The 16,518-nt window shown below is 70.2% G+C and carries 16 protein-coding genes and 1 pseudogene; 6 read left to right on the top strand and 11 right to left on the bottom strand.

Going from position 1 to position 16,518, the window contains the following annotated elements; genetic code table 11:
• Positions 1-42 precede the first annotated feature (42 nt).
• Positions 43-558 (bottom strand): general stress protein, encoded by a 516-nt coding sequence (locus Q0D75_RS03390; RefSeq protein ID WP_291049364.1) that lies wholly within the window; start codon positions 556-558, stop codon positions 43-45.
• A gap of 64 nt (positions 559-622) precedes the next feature.
• Between Q0D75_RS03390 and Q0D75_RS03385 the strand changes: the two genes are divergently transcribed.
• Genes Q0D75_RS03385 through Q0D75_RS03370 form a run of 4 tightly spaced genes read left to right on the top strand, consistent with a single transcriptional unit; the run spans position 623 to position 4,656 of the window.
• Positions 623-1,963: a CBS domain-containing protein gene (locus tag Q0D75_RS03385; protein ID WP_291049362.1), complete on the top strand. Its 1,341-nt coding sequence runs from the start codon at positions 623-625 to the stop codon at positions 1,961-1,963.
• A complete protein-coding gene (locus tag Q0D75_RS03380; RefSeq protein ID WP_291049360.1) occupies positions 1,950-2,519 on the top strand; it encodes a DUF1003 domain-containing protein in 570 nt (189 codons plus the stop codon). Before Q0D75_RS03385 ends, Q0D75_RS03380 begins: the two co-directional genes overlap by 14 nt.
• Positions 2,516-3,688, top strand: coding sequence for a P-loop NTPase (locus tag Q0D75_RS03375; RefSeq protein ID WP_291049358.1), 1,173 nt, complete (start codon positions 2,516-2,518; stop codon positions 3,686-3,688). The genes Q0D75_RS03380 and Q0D75_RS03375 overlap by 4 nt, the downstream gene beginning before the upstream one ends.
• Positions 3,689-3,735: 47 nt before the next feature.
• Positions 3,736-4,656, top strand: a complete 921-nt coding sequence (locus Q0D75_RS03370; protein WP_291049356.1) for a hypothetical protein — start codon at positions 3,736-3,738, stop codon at positions 4,654-4,656.
• A gap of 315 nt (positions 4,657-4,971) precedes the next feature.
• Here the strand turns inward: Q0D75_RS03370 and Q0D75_RS03365 are convergent.
• A pseudogene (locus Q0D75_RS03365) lies at positions 4,972-5,232 on the bottom strand (Sec-independent protein translocase TatB); the annotation flags it as partial.
• Positions 5,233-5,362: 130 nt separating this feature from the next.
• Here Q0D75_RS03365 and Q0D75_RS03360 point away from each other — a divergent pair.
• Positions 5,363-5,995, top strand: a complete 633-nt coding sequence (locus Q0D75_RS03360) for a class I SAM-dependent methyltransferase (protein ID WP_291049354.1) — start codon at positions 5,363-5,365, stop codon at positions 5,993-5,995.
• Positions 5,996-6,083: 88 nt separating this feature from the next.
• Here Q0D75_RS03360 and Q0D75_RS03355 read toward each other — a convergent pair whose 3' ends face one another.
• The 3 genes from Q0D75_RS03355 to dapE all read right to left on the bottom strand — a co-directional run bounded on the left by Q0D75_RS03355 (position 6,084) and on the right by dapE (position 8,738).
• Positions 6,084-6,257, bottom strand: a complete 174-nt coding sequence (locus Q0D75_RS03355; RefSeq protein ID WP_084361480.1) for a DUF3117 domain-containing protein — start codon at positions 6,255-6,257, stop codon at positions 6,084-6,086.
• Between the two features lie 101 nt (positions 6,258-6,358).
• Positions 6,359-7,621: a mannosyltransferase family protein gene (locus Q0D75_RS03350; RefSeq protein WP_291049351.1), complete on the bottom strand. Its 1,263-nt coding sequence runs from the start codon at positions 7,619-7,621 to the stop codon at positions 6,359-6,361.
• A gap of 10 nt (positions 7,622-7,631) precedes the next feature.
• Positions 7,632-8,738 (bottom strand): succinyl-diaminopimelate desuccinylase, encoded by a 1,107-nt coding sequence (dapE, locus tag Q0D75_RS03345; RefSeq protein WP_291049349.1) that lies wholly within the window; start codon positions 8,736-8,738, stop codon positions 7,632-7,634.
• Positions 8,739-8,834: 96 nt separating this feature from the next.
• On the opposite strand from dapE, the gene dapD reads away from it, so the two are divergent.
• The gene (gene dapD / locus Q0D75_RS03340; protein WP_291049347.1) at positions 8,835-9,818 is read left to right on the top strand and encodes a 2,3,4,5-tetrahydropyridine-2,6-dicarboxylate N-succinyltransferase; all 984 of its coding nucleotides are present in this window, start codon (positions 8,835-8,837) and stop codon (positions 9,816-9,818) included.
• A 90-nt stretch (positions 9,819-9,908) separates the two neighbouring features.
• Here dapD and Q0D75_RS03335 read toward each other — a convergent pair whose 3' ends face one another.
• From Q0D75_RS03335 to Q0D75_RS03310, 6 genes are all read right to left on the bottom strand, one after another.
• Entirely contained in the window at positions 9,909-10,844 is a 936-nt protein-coding gene (locus Q0D75_RS03335; RefSeq protein ID WP_291049345.1) for a hypothetical protein, read from the bottom strand.
• 149 nt (positions 10,845-10,993) lie between these two features.
• Complete coding sequence (locus Q0D75_RS03330; protein ID WP_291049343.1) at positions 10,994-12,310, bottom strand: citrate synthase; 1,317 nt, start codon at positions 12,308-12,310, stop codon at positions 10,994-10,996.
• 167 nt (positions 12,311-12,477) lie between these two features.
• Entirely contained in the window at positions 12,478-13,602 is a 1,125-nt protein-coding gene (gene dapC / locus Q0D75_RS03325; protein WP_291049341.1) for a succinyldiaminopimelate transaminase, read from the bottom strand.
• A gap of 12 nt (positions 13,603-13,614) precedes the next feature.
• The gene (gene fdxA / locus Q0D75_RS03320; protein WP_291049339.1) at positions 13,615-13,938 is read right to left on the bottom strand and encodes a ferredoxin; all 324 of its coding nucleotides are present in this window, start codon (positions 13,936-13,938) and stop codon (positions 13,615-13,617) included.
• A gap of 38 nt (positions 13,939-13,976) precedes the next feature.
• Complete coding sequence (locus tag Q0D75_RS03315) at positions 13,977-14,540, bottom strand: hypothetical protein (protein WP_291049337.1); 564 nt, start codon at positions 14,538-14,540, stop codon at positions 13,977-13,979.
• Between the two features lie 60 nt (positions 14,541-14,600).
• Positions 14,601-16,394 (bottom strand): helicase HerA-like domain-containing protein, encoded by a 1,794-nt coding sequence (locus Q0D75_RS03310; RefSeq protein WP_291049336.1) that lies wholly within the window; start codon positions 16,392-16,394, stop codon positions 14,601-14,603.
• Positions 16,395-16,518 lie beyond the last annotated feature (124 nt).

Genomic DNA, 16,518 nt, shown 5'->3' with positions numbered 1-16,518 from the left:
GGCGTCAGGCGCCGCGCGTCGAGCTGGTCGTCGGCCGGAGCGTCAGGCGCCGGGGCCGGCGGCCGGATGCTCCGTGCCGTCGAGCAGGTTGCGCGCGCGGTTCGCGAGCTCCGGCGACACCACGATCGTGTAGGTGGTGGCCACCACCTGCATCACCGAGGTGTACCCACGGCGACGGCGCGTGACGCTGAACACCGCGATGTTGAAGAACAGCCCGAACCCCGCGCCGATCAGTGCGGCCGATCCGATGAACAGCGGTGTCGTCGTGCTGGGCGACAGCAGCACGAACAGGAGCCCGAAGAACAGCCCCACCCACAGCCCCGACAGCGCGCCCGCGAGGGCGGCTCGACCGTAGCTCATCACGCCCGTCACCTGTTCCACCGAGCGCAGGTCGCTGCCGAGGATCGACAGCTCCTTCACGGGGAATTCGGCCCTGGCCAGCCGGGCCACGGCATCCTGAGCCTCCTGGTAGCCGTCGAAGATCGCCACGGTCTCACCGCGCGGGATGCTGGGCAGGCGGGCGGATCCGCGGCGGGCACCGTTCGCTCGTTCACTCACGTGCCCCATTGTCCCACGCGAGCCTCCACGGGTCTGCCCAGGCCGACGGTCTAAGTTAGTAGTCGTGAGTGCCACCCGAGTCTTCGTCGCCCGTCTTGCGGGGTGCACCGTCTTCGACCCCGCCGGCGACCGGCTGGGCAAGGTGCGCGATGTGCTGGTGGTCTACCGCAAGAGCGATCCGCCGCGCGTGGTCGGCCTGATCGTCGAGATCCCGGGCCGCCGCCGTGTGTTCGTGTCGATCGGGCGCGTCACCAGCATCTCCAGCGGTCAGATCATCACTACGGGCCTGATCAATGTGCGCCGCTTCGAGCAGCGCGGCGGCGAGGTGCGCGTCATCGCCGAGCTGCTCGGCCGCGAGGTCGTGTTCGCCGACGGCTCAGGCCAGGCCACGATCGAAGACGTCTCGATCGAGGAGTTCGGCCCGGGCGAGTGGGCCGTGGCGCAGCTCTTCGTGCGCCGCCCCCGAACGAGCGCCTCCCCGTTCGCCAAGGGCGCCACGGTGTTCGCGAGCTGGGCCGACGTGCGCGAGAAGACCTCGGCCGGCCAGGCGCAGTCCGCCGAGCAGTTGATCGCCACCTACAGCGACCTCAAGCCCGCCGACCTGGCCAACACCCTGCTCGACCTCCCCCAGGCGCGCATGCTCGAGGTGGCGGAGGAGCTGCCCGACGACCGTCTCGCCGACGTGCTCGAAGAGATGCCCGAGAGCGAGCAGGTCGAGATCCTCTCCCAGCTCGACGACGACCGCGCCGCCGATGTTCTCGACCAGATGCAGCCGGACGACGCGGCCGACCTGATCGCCCAGCTCTCCGAAGAGCGCGGCGAGCACCTGCTCGAGCTGATGCAGCCCGAAGAGGCCGACGACGTGCGGATGCTGCTCGCCTACGCCCCCGACACCGCCGGCGGCCTGATGACCACCGAGCCCATCATCGTCAGCGCCGACGCCACGGTGGCCGAGGGCCTGGCCCTCATCCGCCGGCACGAGCTCGCACCCGCTCTCGGCGCCGCCATCTGCGTCACGCTCCCCCCGTACGAGCCGCCCACCGGCCGGTTCCTTGGCATGGTGCACTTCCAGCGGATGCTGCGCTACCCGCCGCACGAGCGTCTCGGCACCCTGCTCGACCAGGGTCTCGAGCCGGTCACCGCCGACGCGAGCGCGGCCGAGGTCTCCCGCATCCTGGCCAGCTACAACCTGGTCTCCGTGCCGGTCGTCGACGACAACCACCGACTGGTCGGGGTGGTGACCATTGACGATGTCCTCGACTATCTCCTGCCGGATGACTGGCGAAGTAGCGACAGCGATGACGACGCGCCCCCGCCGGCGCCGCATCGCACGCCCACGCGCACGCCCGCTGCGGCGGCGCGACTGACAGCCCGCGGAAGGAGGACGATCGATGGCACGCACTGACAGCCGACCACAGCGCACCCTGGAGTCCCCTAAGGGGCGACGCACGAGCGTTCTGCCGCGCCGTCCGGTCGCCGGTCGCGACCGCTTCGGCCGCGCCACCGAGGCGATCGCGCGCGCGATGGGCACACCGTTCTTCCTGATCGGGCTCACCCTGTTCTGCGTAGTGTGGATCGCCTTCAACACCTACGGCCCCGAGTCGCTGCGGTTCGACTCGGCCGCCATCGGCTTCACGGCACTCACGCTCATCCTGTCGCTGCAGGCCTCGTACGCCGCCCCGCTCATCCTGCTCGCGCAGAACCGGCAGGACGACCGCGACCGCGTGCAGTTCGAGCAAGACCGGCAGCGGGCCGAGCGCAACCTCGCCGACACCGAGTACCTCGCCCGCGAGGTCGTCGCGCTGCGGCTCGCGCTGCAAGACATGGCGAGCAAGGAGTTCATCCGGGCCGAACTGCGGTCACTGCTCGACGAGCTCGATCGCGATCGCGATCGCGTGAGCACGGCGACCTCGTCGATCCCGGTGGTCTCGTCCAAGGGCGACCGCCCGACCCCGCGATGACGCTCTCACCGGGCGGCGGCATGCTGGCCGAGGCCGTACGTGGTGCACTCGGCACGGTCATCGATCCCGAGATCCGCCGTCCCATCACCGAGCTCGACATGGTCGGCGAGGTGGCGGTGTCCTCCGAAGGCCACGCGCAGGTCGATCTCAAGCTGACGATCGTCGGATGCCCCGCCGCGGCCACCATCGAGCGTGACGTGCGCGAGGCCGCCGGCCGGGTCCAGGGCGTGACCGCCGTCACGGTCGACGTCTCGGTGATGAGCCGCGAGGAGCGCACCGCCCTCACCACCAGACTCCGAGGTCCCGGCCGGCGCACCATGCCGTTCGGCCCCGGCACCCTCACCCGCGTGTACGCGATCACGAGCGGCAAGGGCGGCGTCGGCAAGTCGACGCTCACCGCGAACCTCGCCGTCGCCCTGGCGGCCCGCGGCCTCTCGGTGGGCCTGATCGACGCCGACGTGCACGGCTTCTCGATCCCCGGCATCCTGGGCCTCACCGACGAGAACGGCACCGCGGTGCGCCCCACGCGCCTCGGCGAGATGATCCTGCCCCCCGTCGCGCACGGCGTGAAGGTGATCTCGATCGGCATGTTCATCGATCCGGAGCAGGCGTCCGCCACCGGCGGTGCCGTGGCCTGGCGCGGGCCGATGCTGCACCGCACCATCAACCAGTTCCTCACCGACGTGTTCTTCGGCGACCTCGACGTGCTGCTGCTGGACCTGCCGCCCGGCACGGGCGACGTCGCCATCTCGATCGGCCAGCTGCTGCCCAACGCCGAGGTCGTGGTGCTCACCACACCGCAGGCCGCCGCGGCCGACGTGGCCGAGCGCTCCGGGCTCGTGGCGATGCAGACCGGGCAGCACGTCTACGGAGTGATCGAGAACATGGCCGGGTTCGTGGCGCCCGACGGCAGCCTGCACGAGATCTTCGGATCGGGCGGAGGCCTCGACGTGGCCGGCCGCCTGAGCGCCCGTCAGGGCTCCGACGTGCCCCTGCTGGCCTCGGTGCCGATCAGCCTCGCGCTGCGCTCGGGCGGCGACACCGGGGCGCCGGTCGTGATCGCAGATCCCACCGACCCGGCGAGCGTCGCGATCGCGCAGGTCGCCGAGCGGATGGCGCGGCGCGGCCGCGACCTGGCCGGCCGGAAGCTCGGGCTCTCGCCGGTATGAGCGAGGCGGGGCGGGGCCGGAGGAGCAGGTCTCCGCTGAGCACTGCCGTGTCGGTCGCGGTCTCGCTCCCGCTCGCCGTGTCCTTGCTGATCCTGTCGGGCTGCGCAGCGCAGCCGCAACCGGCTTCGTCGACAGCCGCCACCTCAACGGCGACCGGCGCGACGACGGCTCCGGAGGCCTCGCCCGTCGTCATCGACGGCGTCGGTCTCGCGATCCTGCAGAACCGGCCCGACTACGGCAACCGCGTGCTGCAGCTCGCGGTCACGAACGAGGGCGCCGATCCGCTCACCGTCACCGCCGCCCGCTTCAGCTCGCCGCAGTTCGAGTCGGTCGCGGAGTGGACGAAGCCCACCGAAGTGCCGCCGGGCTTGATCCGCCAGCTGCCGGTGCAGCTCGGCACGGCGATCTGCCCGGCCCCCTCGACCACCTCGACACTGACCGTCACCGTCACGGACGCCGCCGGAACGTCGCGCGAGATCTCCGGCCGCCCGAGCGACCCGTTCGGCGTGCTCGAGCGGATCGCCGGCGAAGACTGCCTCGACGACGCCGTCGCGGCCGTCGCGACGCTCATCGTGCACGACGATTTCGACGTGACCGGCAGCGGAGCCGATGCGGTCGCGCACCTGCGCCTGACCGCCGACCCGGGCCGCGGATCGGGTTCGCTCCGGCTGATCGAGGCGGGCTCGACGATCCTGCTCGAACCGGCGGACGGATCCACGTGGCCGCTCGACGCGACCGTCGAGGGCGGCGACGAGCCTCGGCAGTTCGTGCTGGATGCGGTTCCGGCCCGCTGCGACCCGCACGCGATCGCGGAGGACAAGCGCGGCACCTACCTGCCGGTCACGGTGGAGGTCGGCGGCGACGCAGATGCCCCCTCGTCGGGCACGGTGTACCTGCGGTCGAGCGACACGCTGCGGCTCGCTCTCTATGACTTCATCGCGGGCAGCTGCGGCCTCGCCACAGGCTGATCGGCGCCGGGCGAATGCGGAGCGGCGTCAGGTCGCTTCGGAGTCGTAGACCGCGAGCGGCGGGGTGACCACGGTCGGCGAAGCGGAGGCCGCATTCTCGACGCCCGCATCGGTCTCGCCCTCGGTGAGCCCCGCATCCGTGCCGCCCGCTACGGCACCCGCGGCAGCTGCCGCGCCGGCACCGATACCGGCCGCCCCGGCCGCGCCCCCGGCGATCGACTCGGGCCCGCCCGCCGACTTCGCCTTGTGCTGCAGGTAAGCCGGATCCGGCCGGTTCGTGGAGCGCGTCACGGGCCGCACCACGGTGGGGCCGGCGGGTGCGTCGTCCTCCAGCAGGGCCTCGCGGATGATGCGGCGGGGGTCGTACTGGCGCGGGTCGAGCTTCTTCCAGTCGACGTCTTCGAAGTCGTCGCCCATCTCGTCCTTCATCCGCGTCTTGGCACCGTTGGCCATGTCGCGCACGGTGCGCACCAGCTGAGCCAGCTTGGCGGCATACGTGGGGAGCCGCTCCGGCCCCAGCACGAAGACGGCGATGATCCCGATCAGCAGGAGCTTCTCGAAGGTCAACCCGAACATCCTGAAAGCATACCGTCACGAGCAGGCGCTCTCCGCGGCGATCCGGAGCCCAAGGCGAACTCCGAGCTTGCGCGTGGCACCCGGGCTCGACCGGCCGCGTTCCCTAAGCTGGCTGCGGAGGCCCATCACCGTGTCAAGCAAAGAGTCCAGCTGGAAGTACGCCGACGACATCGTCGCCGAATCACCGCAGATCGTCGCGGCGCGCTCGCACGCCACCGAGCTCGGAGTGGAGTCGGTCTCCCCCGCCATCGGCAGCCAGCTCGCCGTCATCGCGGCGGCGGCGGATGCGCGGTCGATCGTCGAGATCGGCACCGGCCTCGGCGTCTCGGCCCTGTGGATGCTGAAGGGCGCCCCCGAGGCCACGATCACCTCGATCGACACCGAGCTGGAGCACCAGCAGGTCGCCCGTGCGGCGCTGCTGGAGGCGAAGGTGCCGGCCAACCGCATCCGTCTGATCACGGGCCGCGCCGCGGAGGTGCTGCCGCGCCTGAACGAGAACTCCTACGACATCGTGCTCGTCGACGGCGATCCCGCCTCGGTGATCGAATACGTCGAGCACGCCCTGCGGCTCGTGCGCCGGGGCGGAACCGTTCTGGTGCCGCACGCGCTCTGGAAGGACAAGGTCGCCGATCCCGCCCAGCGCGGCGAGACGGTGGGCGACTTCCGCACCCTGGTGACCGAGCTCTCCTCCTCCGAGGTGGTGCTCGTGGCCCTCTCGCCCGCCGGCGACGGACTGCTGCAGGTCACCAAGCTCGTCAGCTGAGGCCGCATCCGGACGACCGCTCCAGTCGTCGGAACCAAACGACGACGACCCCGGCGCGGAGGCACCGAGGTCGTCGTCACTGGTTCTGTTACGCGGGGCTGACGACTCCCGCGAGTGCGTCGTGAAGCTCTTTCGCCTCCGCGTCGTTGACGGAGACGACGAGGCGACCCCCGCCCTCCAGCGGTACGCGCACGATGATGAGGCGTCCTTCTTTCACTGCCTCCATCGGTCCGTCTCCGGTCCTGGGTTTCATGGCGGCCATTCGGCTCCCCTTTCGTGGTGTCCTGTCCATTATCCCCGATGCAAAAGATGAGGTGATACACATCCGTCGATCGCGGGTGTCGCGTCGGAGGCGCGCACGCGTCACGGGGGTGTCCAGTCGCGTCCGTCGACGCCCCAGGCGATCGTCATCCAGCCCACCTGCCCGGCGACGGCCACGATCACCAGCACGACGCGGTAGATGCGGGATCGTGGCACGGCGAGCGCGCCGAGAGCGGGGAACAACGGCATCAGCAGCCGGAACGTGCTCGACTGCGGAAAGAACACCGCCAGCAGGTACAGGGCGTAGCTGGCGAGCCAGAGCCGCAGGTCGACGCCGAGCCGCTTGGCGATCCGGCTGACCAGGAACGCGGCGAATCCGACGATCAGCAGGGCGACCACGATGTAGCCCCACGGCGATCCGAGCCACCATTCGCCGCCCTGGAACCAGGCGGTGAACGGGATCAGCTCGCCGTACCCGATGTACGAGGCGCGCCAGGCCAGCTCCGTGTCGGTGTAGGCCGACATCGAGCCCGTGACGCCCCAGGCGATCAGGAGCCACGCGATTCCCATCAGACCGCTGAAGACCGCGAGCGATGCCACAACCGCCCGCTGGCGCAGCGGGAAAGGATCGGTGCGCCGCACCAGGTACCGGTGAACGAGGTGCAGCACGAGGAAGAGCGCGAAGGCGAGCCCGGTCGGCCTCGTGAGCGCCATCACCGCCACGATCGGGAAGACCCACGGATACCGCCGGGTCACCACCAGGTAGAGCGCGCTCACCAGCAGCAGCATCGACATCGACTCGGCGTACGCGAACTGCAGCAGCGGCGAGAGCGGCGCCACACAGAACAGCACCACGCTGAACAGGGCCGATCCCTCGTCTTTCAGAACGTGTCGCATGAGCTTGTAGAACACCAGGGCGGTGCCGAGCGCACAGGCGATCGAGATCACGACGGCGATCAGCTCCCAGCGGCCGCCGGTGAGCCAGCGCAGCAGGCTGATCAGAAAGGGGTACGCGGGCATGAACGCCCACGCACTCTCCCCCACATGCCCGTCGGCGGTGACGGGCAGCACCGAGGGGTAGCCGTAGAACGAGATGATCTTGTACCAGTTGCCGTCCCAGATCGCCGCGTAGCTGAGGTAGGGCGGGTTCGCGCCGGTCCACGGGTTCGCGCCCTGCGCGCGCGCGAACAGCAGCACGATGACGGTGGTGACCACGCGGGAGAGCGCGAACACCACGATCACGCGCAGCCACCACGGCGTCATCCGGTAACGCAGCAGCAGACGCGAAGGCGCCGTCGTCGCGGAGCCCTTGGCCCCCTCGGGGTGCGCATCCGCTCCCTCGCCGGACTCGGTCAGAACGCTCACCGGCGGCCGTTCAGCTGCCGCTGGTGAGCCAGGCGCGCAGACCGTCCTCACACGCGGTGATCTGGCTGAGGCGCACGCGCTCGTCGTCGGCGTGGGCCTTCAGCGGGTCGCCGGGGCCGTAGTTGACGGCGGGCACGCCCATCGCCGAGAAGCGGGCCACATCCGTCCAGCCGTACTTGGGCTTGGCCTCGCCGCCGACCGCCTTCAGGAAGCGCTGCGCCAGCGGGGCGTCCAGGCCGGGGCGGGCACCCTCGGCCAGGTCGACGATCCGGATGTCGATGCCGTCGCCGCCGAACACCTCGTGGATGTGCGCCACGGCCTCCTCGCCCGAACGGCTGGGTGCGAAGCGGTAGTTCACGTGCACCATCACCTCGTCGGGGATGACGTTGCCGGCCACGCCGCCGCTGATGCCCACGGCGTTCAGGCCCTCGCGGTACACCAGCCCGTCGACCTCCACCTGGCGCGCTTCGTAGCCGGCCAGGATGTCGAGGATCGGCGCCGCCTTGTGGATCGCGTTCTCACCCACCCAGCCGCGGGCGGAATGCGCTCGCAATCCGTAGGCCCGGATCTCGGCACGCAGGTTGCCGTTGCAGCCACCCTCGACGTCGCTGTTGGAGGGCTCACCCAAGATGGCGAAATCGCCCTCGAACAGATCGGGCCGGTTGGCAGCCAGCCGGGTGAGGCCGTTGAGGTCGTTCGACACCTCTTCGTGGTCGTACCACATCCAGGTGATGTCGACGGCCGGATCGACGAGCTCGGCCGCGAGCTTCAGCTGCACGGCGACCCCCGCCTTCATGTCCACCGTGCCGCGACCCCAGAGGTACTCCTCGCCCTCGTGGGTCTCGAAGCGGGTAGGCAGGTTCTCGTTCAGCGGCACCGTGTCGATGTGGCCGGCGATCACGACCCGCTCGGCGCGGCCCAGGTTCGTGCGGGCCACGATGGTGTCGCCGTCACGGATGATCTCGAGGTGTGCCGCATCCGCGAGGCTGGCCACGATCGCATCCGCCAGCAGCGTCTCGTTCCCCGAGACCGACTCCACGTCGCAGATCTGCCGGGTCAGGTCGATCGAGGTGGCTCCGAGGTCGAGTACAGGATGCGCGGGGTCGAAAGCAGACATCCCCCAAGTTTAGGGTTCGCCACCGCCCGGCAGCTGGGTGACACGTCTGGGATTCCGGCGCGAGACGCCCCGCCCCGGGGCAATACGCTTGGAGTCATGCCTGAAGACGTTCTCGACACCCCGCCGCTCGCCTCCGCTCCCAGCCACGCCTGGGGCCACGGCCTGGTCACCACCTCCGCCGACGGCACCGAGCTCGACGCCTGGTTCCCCGCACCGGCGCTCGGCACCGTGCCCGCCGGCGCCGCATCCGCTCACCCCGGCGAGCTCACCGCGTATGCCCTGCCGGATGCCCGTCGCGCGGTGACCGTCGAGGTGGCCACCGTCGAGATCGAGCTCGCCGCCGCTCCCGCCTCGACCCCGGATGCCTACCTCCGCCTGCACCTGCTCTCGCACCTGCTCGTCGCGCCCAACACCATCAACCTCGACGGCATCTTCGGGTACCTCCCGATCGTGGCCTGGACGAACGCCGGCCCCGTGCACCCCGACGACTTCGCTCGCCTGCGCCCCTCCCTGCAGCGCGCCGGCATCCAGAGCTACGGCATCGACAAGTTCCCGCGGATGCTCGACTACGTCACTCCCGCCAAGGTGCGCATCGCGGACGCCTCGCGCGTGCGTCTCGGTGCGCACCTCGCGCCCGGCACCACCGTCATGCACGAGGGCTTCGTGAACTTCAACGCCGGAACCCTCGGCTCCTCGATGGTGGAGGGACGCATCTCGCAGGGCGTCGTAGTGGGCGACGGCTCCGACATCGGCGGCGGCGCCTCGATCATGGGCACGCTCTCCGGGGGCGGCACGCAGCGCGTCTCGATCGGCCGCCGTGCGCTCCTCGGCGCCAACGCCGGCATCGGCATCTCGATCGGCGACGACACCGTCGTGGAGGCGGGCCTCTACGTCACCGCCGGCACCAAGGTCGTCTTGATCGACGGCTCCGGTGCCGACGACGAGAACCGCATCGTCAAGGCCGTCGCCCTCTCCGGCGTCCCCAACCTCCTCTTCCGCCGCAACTCCCTCACGGGCGCCGTCGAGGCCGTGGCCCGCTCCGGCTCGGGAGTAACCCTCAACCCCACCCTCCACGCGTAGCCCCCCTCCCCGTTCCCATCTCCCACCCACTCGAGAAGTCGCAAATGGCCCCTCTGAGGCGTGTTTAAGGGCCATTTGCGACTTCTCGACTCAGAGGCGGGCGCCTCGGGAGAGGAGGGCGTGGCGCGTGCGCGCGCACGTGGAGCGGGGGCCCGTGAGCGGGGTCTCCTTGGACTCGCGGATGAGGATCCACTGGGCGCGGGCGAGCCGTTCGTGGCGCTCGATGTCGCGGTAGAACTGGGTCGAGTCCGTACGATGCTGCTCGCCCTCGTACTCCACCAGCACCTTGTGCGAGGAGTACACCAGATCGCCGAAGCCGATCCGCAGTCCCCGTTCATCCTTGATCTCGACGTTGAGCTCGGGCTCGGGCAGCCCGTTCCGCACGAGTCGAAGGCGCAGCCGGGTCTCGCGCGGGGATTCGGCACCGTCACGAATCAACTGGAGCGCCTCGACGGCGTTACGCTTGCCGCGCCCCCGGAAAGCCCGCAGCCGTGACTCGAGCTCCGCCCGGGAGGTGTACGGCCGCGGATCCTGCCGCTTCTGGCGGCGCGGTGTCAGAACGAGGTAGTCCCCCATGGCCACGAGATCGTCGAGCCCGATCAGCGGCGCGAGCTGCAGCCACGCGCTGACCGGGTCCACGACGGGGAGGGAGTGGCGCGACCGGACCCGGATGGCCCGGTCGCCCGCGGTGTGACCGGACACTCCGGCCGAGCGCGGGCGGGTGGCGCCGTCAATCGCCATGACATGCAGCGTCGCATCCGCCTCGAGCCGCATGGGCAGCGGAGCGCCCCAGAGCAGCGCCGCCGTCGCATGGCTGAACACGTCGCCGGCGCGTAGGAGCGGCGCATACGCCCGGCAGCGCTCGAGGACATCACCGTCGTCGCACCCCCACCGACGCACGCCGAAGTACGGTCTCTGGAGGTCGGCGGCGCGCATCCGCTTCCTGGTCAGCCCGCCGGCCTCCCCCTCCCGCACCGAGAACGCGGCACTCTGAAGCGCGACAGGCAGTTCCTCAGGACGATGCATCCCCCCACCATGCCCACCACACCCCCGCCCAAGTCCCCCCACCCCGCACTTTGTGCATAACTCCCCCTTCCACAGCCCGATCGAGAAGTCGCAAATGGCCCCTATCCACGTGGGATAGGGGCCATTTGCGACTTCTCGAGGGACGAGCGCTAGCGCGGGGGGAGGTCGCGGGCGGGGGCTCCGATGTAGAGCTGCTGGGGGCGGCCGATCTTGGTCTGGGGGTCGGTGGCCATCTCGCGCCAGTGCGCGATCCAGCCGGGGAGGCGGCCGATGGCGAAGAGCACCGTGAACATGCGCGTGGGGAAGCCCATCGCCTTGTAGATGACGCCGGTGTAGAAGTCGACGTTCGGGTACAGGCGGCGCGAGATGAAGTAGTCGTCCGAGAGGGCGACCTGCTCGAGCTCTTTGGCAATGTCGAGCAGCGGATCCTGAACACCCAGCGCGGCCAGCACCTCGTCGGCGCTCTCCTTCACGAGCTTCGCGCGCGGGTCGTAGTTCTTGTAGACGCGGTGGCCGAAGCCCATGAGACGGATGCCCGCCTCCTTGTTCTTCACCCGCTCGACGAACTTCGCCACGCCCTCACCCGAGTCGCGGATCTGCGCGAGCATGGTGAGCACGGCCTCGTTCGCGCCGCCGTGCAACGGCCCGAACAGCGCGTTGATGCCGGCCGAGATCGACGCGAACATGTTCGCCTCGGTGGAGCCCACCAGCCGCACGGTCGACGTCGACGCGTTCTGCTCGTGGTCTTCGTGCAGGATGAGCAGGCGCTCGAGCGCCTTCGAGAGCACCGGGTTGATCTCGTACGGCTCGGCCAGGTTGCCGAAATTCAGGCGCAGGAAGTTGTCGACGAACGACAGCGAGTTGTCGGGGTACAGGAACGCCTGCCCGAGGCTCTTCTTGTGCGCGTAGGCCGCCATCACCGGCAGCTTCGCCAGCAGACGGATGGTCGAGATCTCGACGTCTTCGGGGTTGTGCGGGTTCATCGAGTCTTGGTAGTACGTCGACAGCGCCGAGACGCCCGACGACAGCACCGACATCGGGTGCGCGTTGTGCGGCAGCGCGTCGAAGAAGCGCTTGAGGTCTTCGTGCAGCAGCGTGTGGTGGCGGATCTTGTCGTCGAACTCCGACAGCTCGGAGGCCGAGGGCAGCTCGCCGTAGATCAGCAGCCAGGCGGTCTCGAGGTAGGTCAGCGACGTCGCGACCTGCTCGATCGGATACCCGCGATAGCGCAGGATGCCCTGGTCGCCGTCGATGTAGGTGATCGCCGACTTGGTGGCGGCCGTGTTCACGAAGCCGTAGTCCAGCGTGGTGAAGCCGGTCTGCTTGGTGAGGGTGGCCAGGTCGATCGACGACGCTCCGTCGACGCTCGGCAGCAGCGGGAACTCCGCCGTTCCTCCCGGGTAGGTCAGGGTGGCCTTCTGGCCATCGATGTCACGGGACCGAGCGATGTGATCGACGTCCGTCACGGCGCCTCCTTGGAAATCCTGCCGGCAGTGTGGTCAGCGGGACGCGACCGGTGCCGGTTGAGGCGGTGACCGCGTTGACCCTCATACACTCTAATGTCCCCGCGACCCCACTGTTGCATTCACCTACAGTTGCCGATCGGGCTTGGAGGAATGCTCCTAAGCCGCTCTCAGGCCGGGGTGAGCGGCCCGTGCTCGCGCAGCCGGGCGGCGGCTGCGCCGATCCGCTCGTCGCTCGCGGTGAGCGAGAACCGCACGTGATCAGGGAAGTGATCGCCGTAGAACGGACCCGGCCCCGCCAGGATCCCCAGCTCCGCGAGCGCCGAGATCGACGCCCAGGCATCGCGCCCCTCGGTCGCCCAGAGATACAGCCCGGCCTCGCTCGCGTCGATCCGCAGCCCGGCCGCTTCGAGCGCCGGCTTCAGGATGGCGCGCCGAGCGCGGTACAGCGTCTTCTGCGCCTCGACGTGCGCGTCGTCGCCGAGCGCGACGACCATGGCGGCCTGCACGGGTGCGGGCGGCATCATGCCGGCGTGCTTGCGCACCGTCAGCAATCGCGCGATCAGAGCCGCATCACCGGCCGCGAACGCCGCGCGGTACCCGGCCAGGTTGGACTGCTTGCTCAGCGAATAGGCGGCCAGCACACCGGTGACGTCTCCCCCGGTGACCCGAGGGTCGAGGATGCTCGGCACCGGTTCGGTAACCCAGCGCCCGTCCCAGCCGAGTTCGGCGTAGCACTCGTCGCCGGCGATGACCGCGCCGAGTGAACGCGCCCGCGCGACGGCCGCCGCCAGGGCGGGCACGTCGAGCACCCGGCCATCCGGATTCCCCGGGCTGTTCAGCCACACCAGCCGCGTGTTCGCAGGCCACTCGGCGGGGTCGTCGGAAGCGAAGGAGGCGGCGCCCGCGATCTGCGCCCCCATCGCGTAGGTGGGGTACGCGGCCCGCGGATGCACGACCACGTCGCCCTCGCCGAGCCCGAGCATGAACGGCAGCCAGGCCACGAACTCTTTGGAGCCGATGGTGGGCAGCACATTCTCCGGGGTGAGCCCGGGCACGCCGCGCCGACGCGAGAACCACTCGGCGATCGCCTCGCGCAGAGCCGGTGTGCCGGCCGCCGTCGGGTAGGAGTGCGCATCCGTCGCCGCGGCGAGCGCCTCGCGGATCAGCGGCGGCGTCGGATCGACCGGCGATCCGATCGACAGGTCGACGATGCCGTCCGCGTGCTCCCTGGCCCGGGAGGCGTACGGGACCATCTGGTCCCAGGGGTAGTCAGGGAGCGCGCCGAGTGCCACCGGGGCGCCCGATCAGTGCTCGCCCTGCGGAGGCAGCGCGGCGATGACGGCGTGGTCGTGCTTGATCACGCCCACCTTCGCGGCTCCGCCGGGCGACCCGATCTCGTCGAAGAACTCGACGTTCGCCTTGTAGTAGTCGGCCCACTCTTCGGGCAGGTCGTCTTCGTAGTAGATGGCCTCGACGGGGCACACGGGCTCGCAGGCGCCGCAGTCGACGCACTCGTCGGGGTGGATGTAGAGCGAGCGCTCGCCTTCGTAGATGCAGTCGACAGGGCACTCGTCGATGCATGCGCGGTCTTTGACGTCCACGCAGGGGAGAGCGATGACATAGGTCACAGTGGTTCAGGTCCCTTCGATAACCCAGAGGGTCAAGTCTACTTCGTCGCCGAGGGTGCTTGCGGTTCGGTGGGGCGTCGAGCGGATCGGCGAGCATCAGCCTGGCTGCCGAGCCTCGGCCAGCACAGCACCACGACCGCGACCAGCGTCGAACCGACCAGCCACACCATCCCGGCCGTGCTGTCGGGAATCAGCACCGACCCACCCGGGCTCGGCAGGGCGAGCAGCGCGACCACGCCCACGAGCGCGATGGCGGCCAGCAGCGCGGCGAGCCGGTTGGGGGCGATCAGCCGCAGCCCCACCAGCAGCAGCGCCGTGGCGGGAAGGGCCACGATCAGCCCGACCGGCAGGTCGAACAGCCCGAACACGCTCACGCTGATCTGGTGCACGATCGTGCCCAGGATGCCGAACAGGCCACCGAGGGCGAAGGCCAGCACGTAGGCGATGATCCGCGTGGTGAGCGAGGTGCCGACGGGGGCGGATGCGGCGACGCCCGCACGCCCGGGCTCGTCGAAGCCGGCCGGCAGGAAGCCCGGTTGCTGCGCGGGAAGGGCACTGCGCCCATCGGGCGTGCGCTCCCCGTACCGCGGTTCGTCAGTCACGCTCCCACCCTACGGCGTGCAGCCTGGGAGTCCGCGACCCGCAGGACGGGTGCGCCCGTGTCAGCGGCGGCGGCGCGTGCCGAAGATGCCGTCGAGCACGCCCTTGAGGATGGTCTGCGTGGTCTTCGAGCCCAGCACGTCGTTCAGGATGTTCGGGTCGGGCTTCGTGGTGCGGCTACGGGGCCGGGACGACGAAGTCGTGGTGCTGCGCGACTCGCGCGCCTCGCGCTGTGCCTGTGCCTTGGCCTCCTTCTCGGCCTGCTTGCGGAACTCCTCCGCCTGGCGCGTGTACTCCTCCTGCGCCTCCACGGCGGCGGCCGCCGCCGCTGCCGCGTTCATCTTCACCGTCAGCATCTCCCGCGCCGATTCCCGGTCGATCGGCGTGCCGTACTGCGGAGTGAGCGGCGAGGCGGCGACCGCGGCGTCGATGGCGGCATCCGGAGTCGGCGACATGGATCCCTGCGGCGCGCGAACCCGCGTCCAGGCCACGGGCGACGGCGCGCCCTTCTCGTTCATCACCGTCACCACGGCCTCACCCGTCCCGAGCCCCTGCAGCACCTGCTCGAGGTCGTAGGCCGACCGAGGGTAGGTCGAGACGGTCGCCCGCAGCGCCTTGGCGTCATCCGGAGTGAAGGCGCGCAGCGCGTGCTGCACCCGCGAGCCCAGCTGGGCGAGCACATCGCCCGGAACATCCTTCGGTGTCTGCGTCACGAAGAAGATGCCCACACCCTTCGAGCGGATCAGCCGCACGGTCTGCGTGATCGACTGCAGGAAGTCCTTCGAGGCACCGTTGAACAGCAGGTGCGCCTCGTCGAAGAAGAACACCAGCTTGGGCTTGTCGAGGTCGCCGACCTCGGGCAGGTCGTTGTAGAGATCCGCCAGCAGCCACATCAGGAAGGTGGAGAACAGCGCCGGCTTGTCGGCCACCCGGGGCAGCTCGAGCAGGCTGATCACGCCGGTGCCGTCGGCGGCCTGGCGCAGGAACAGCGAGGTGTCGATCTCGGGCTCCCCGAAGAACGCGTCGGCGCCCTCGGCCGCGAAGGTGATCAGCTCGCGCAGGATGACGCCGACCGTCTGACTCGACAGCCCGCCCATGTTCTTCAGCTCGCCCTTGCCTTCGTCGCTCGTGAGGTAGGTGAGCACGGCGCGCAGGTCGCTGAGGTCCAGCAGCGGCAGGCCGGCCTGCTCGGCGTAGTGGAAGACGAGGCCGAGGCTCGACTCCTGGGTGTCGTTGAGGCCCAGCACCTTGCTCAGCAGCAGCGGCCCGAAGCCCGAGAGGGTGGCCCGGATCGGCACTCCCTTGCCGATGCCGCCGAGGCTGAAGTACTCGACCGTCGAAGCCCGCGGCTCCCACGACTGCCCGATGCCCTCGGTGCGCGCCAACAGCTTCGGGCTCGACTCGCCGGGGGTGGCGACGCCCGAGAGGTCGCCCTTCATGTCGGCGGCGAACACGGGAACGCCGGCGGCCGCGAGCTGCTCGGCGAGGGTCTGCAGGGTGCGGGTCTTGCCGGTGCCGGTCGCGCCGGCGACCAGGCCGTGCCGGTTGGTCATGGCCAGCGGGATGCGCACCGGCACGCCGGCGAGCGCCTCGCCGTTCACGAGGGCGCCGATCTCGAGCGCGGCCTCCTCGAAGGCGTAGCCGGCGCGGATGACGTCGACCTGCTCGTCGGTGAGGGGGCCGGATGCCGCGGCGGGGGCGTCGACGATAGGCGCAGCCTCCGCATGAGCCACCGCCGCTGCCGCCGCCTCCTGCGCCCGCAGCACGGCGGCCTCCGCCGCTGCCTGCGCCTGCCGTGCCGCCTCGACGGCTGCGGCCGCCTCCGCCTGGGCCTTCACAACCGCGTCATCGCTCATGGCCACAGCTTAGGACGGGCGCTCTGCGGCCCGGCAGGACAGAGATGGACAAATCGGCCCGCCAGCGATTACGCTACGAGACTGGTAAGGCTAGGCTTACCCAAGTAAGGCAGTCCACACCTCC

It is taken from the genome of Herbiconiux sp. (assembly GCF_023264855.1).
Classification (GTDB): Bacteria; Actinomycetota; Actinomycetes; order Actinomycetales; family Microbacteriaceae; genus Herbiconiux.
This window is presented reverse-complemented; position numbering and strand designations above follow the sequence as displayed.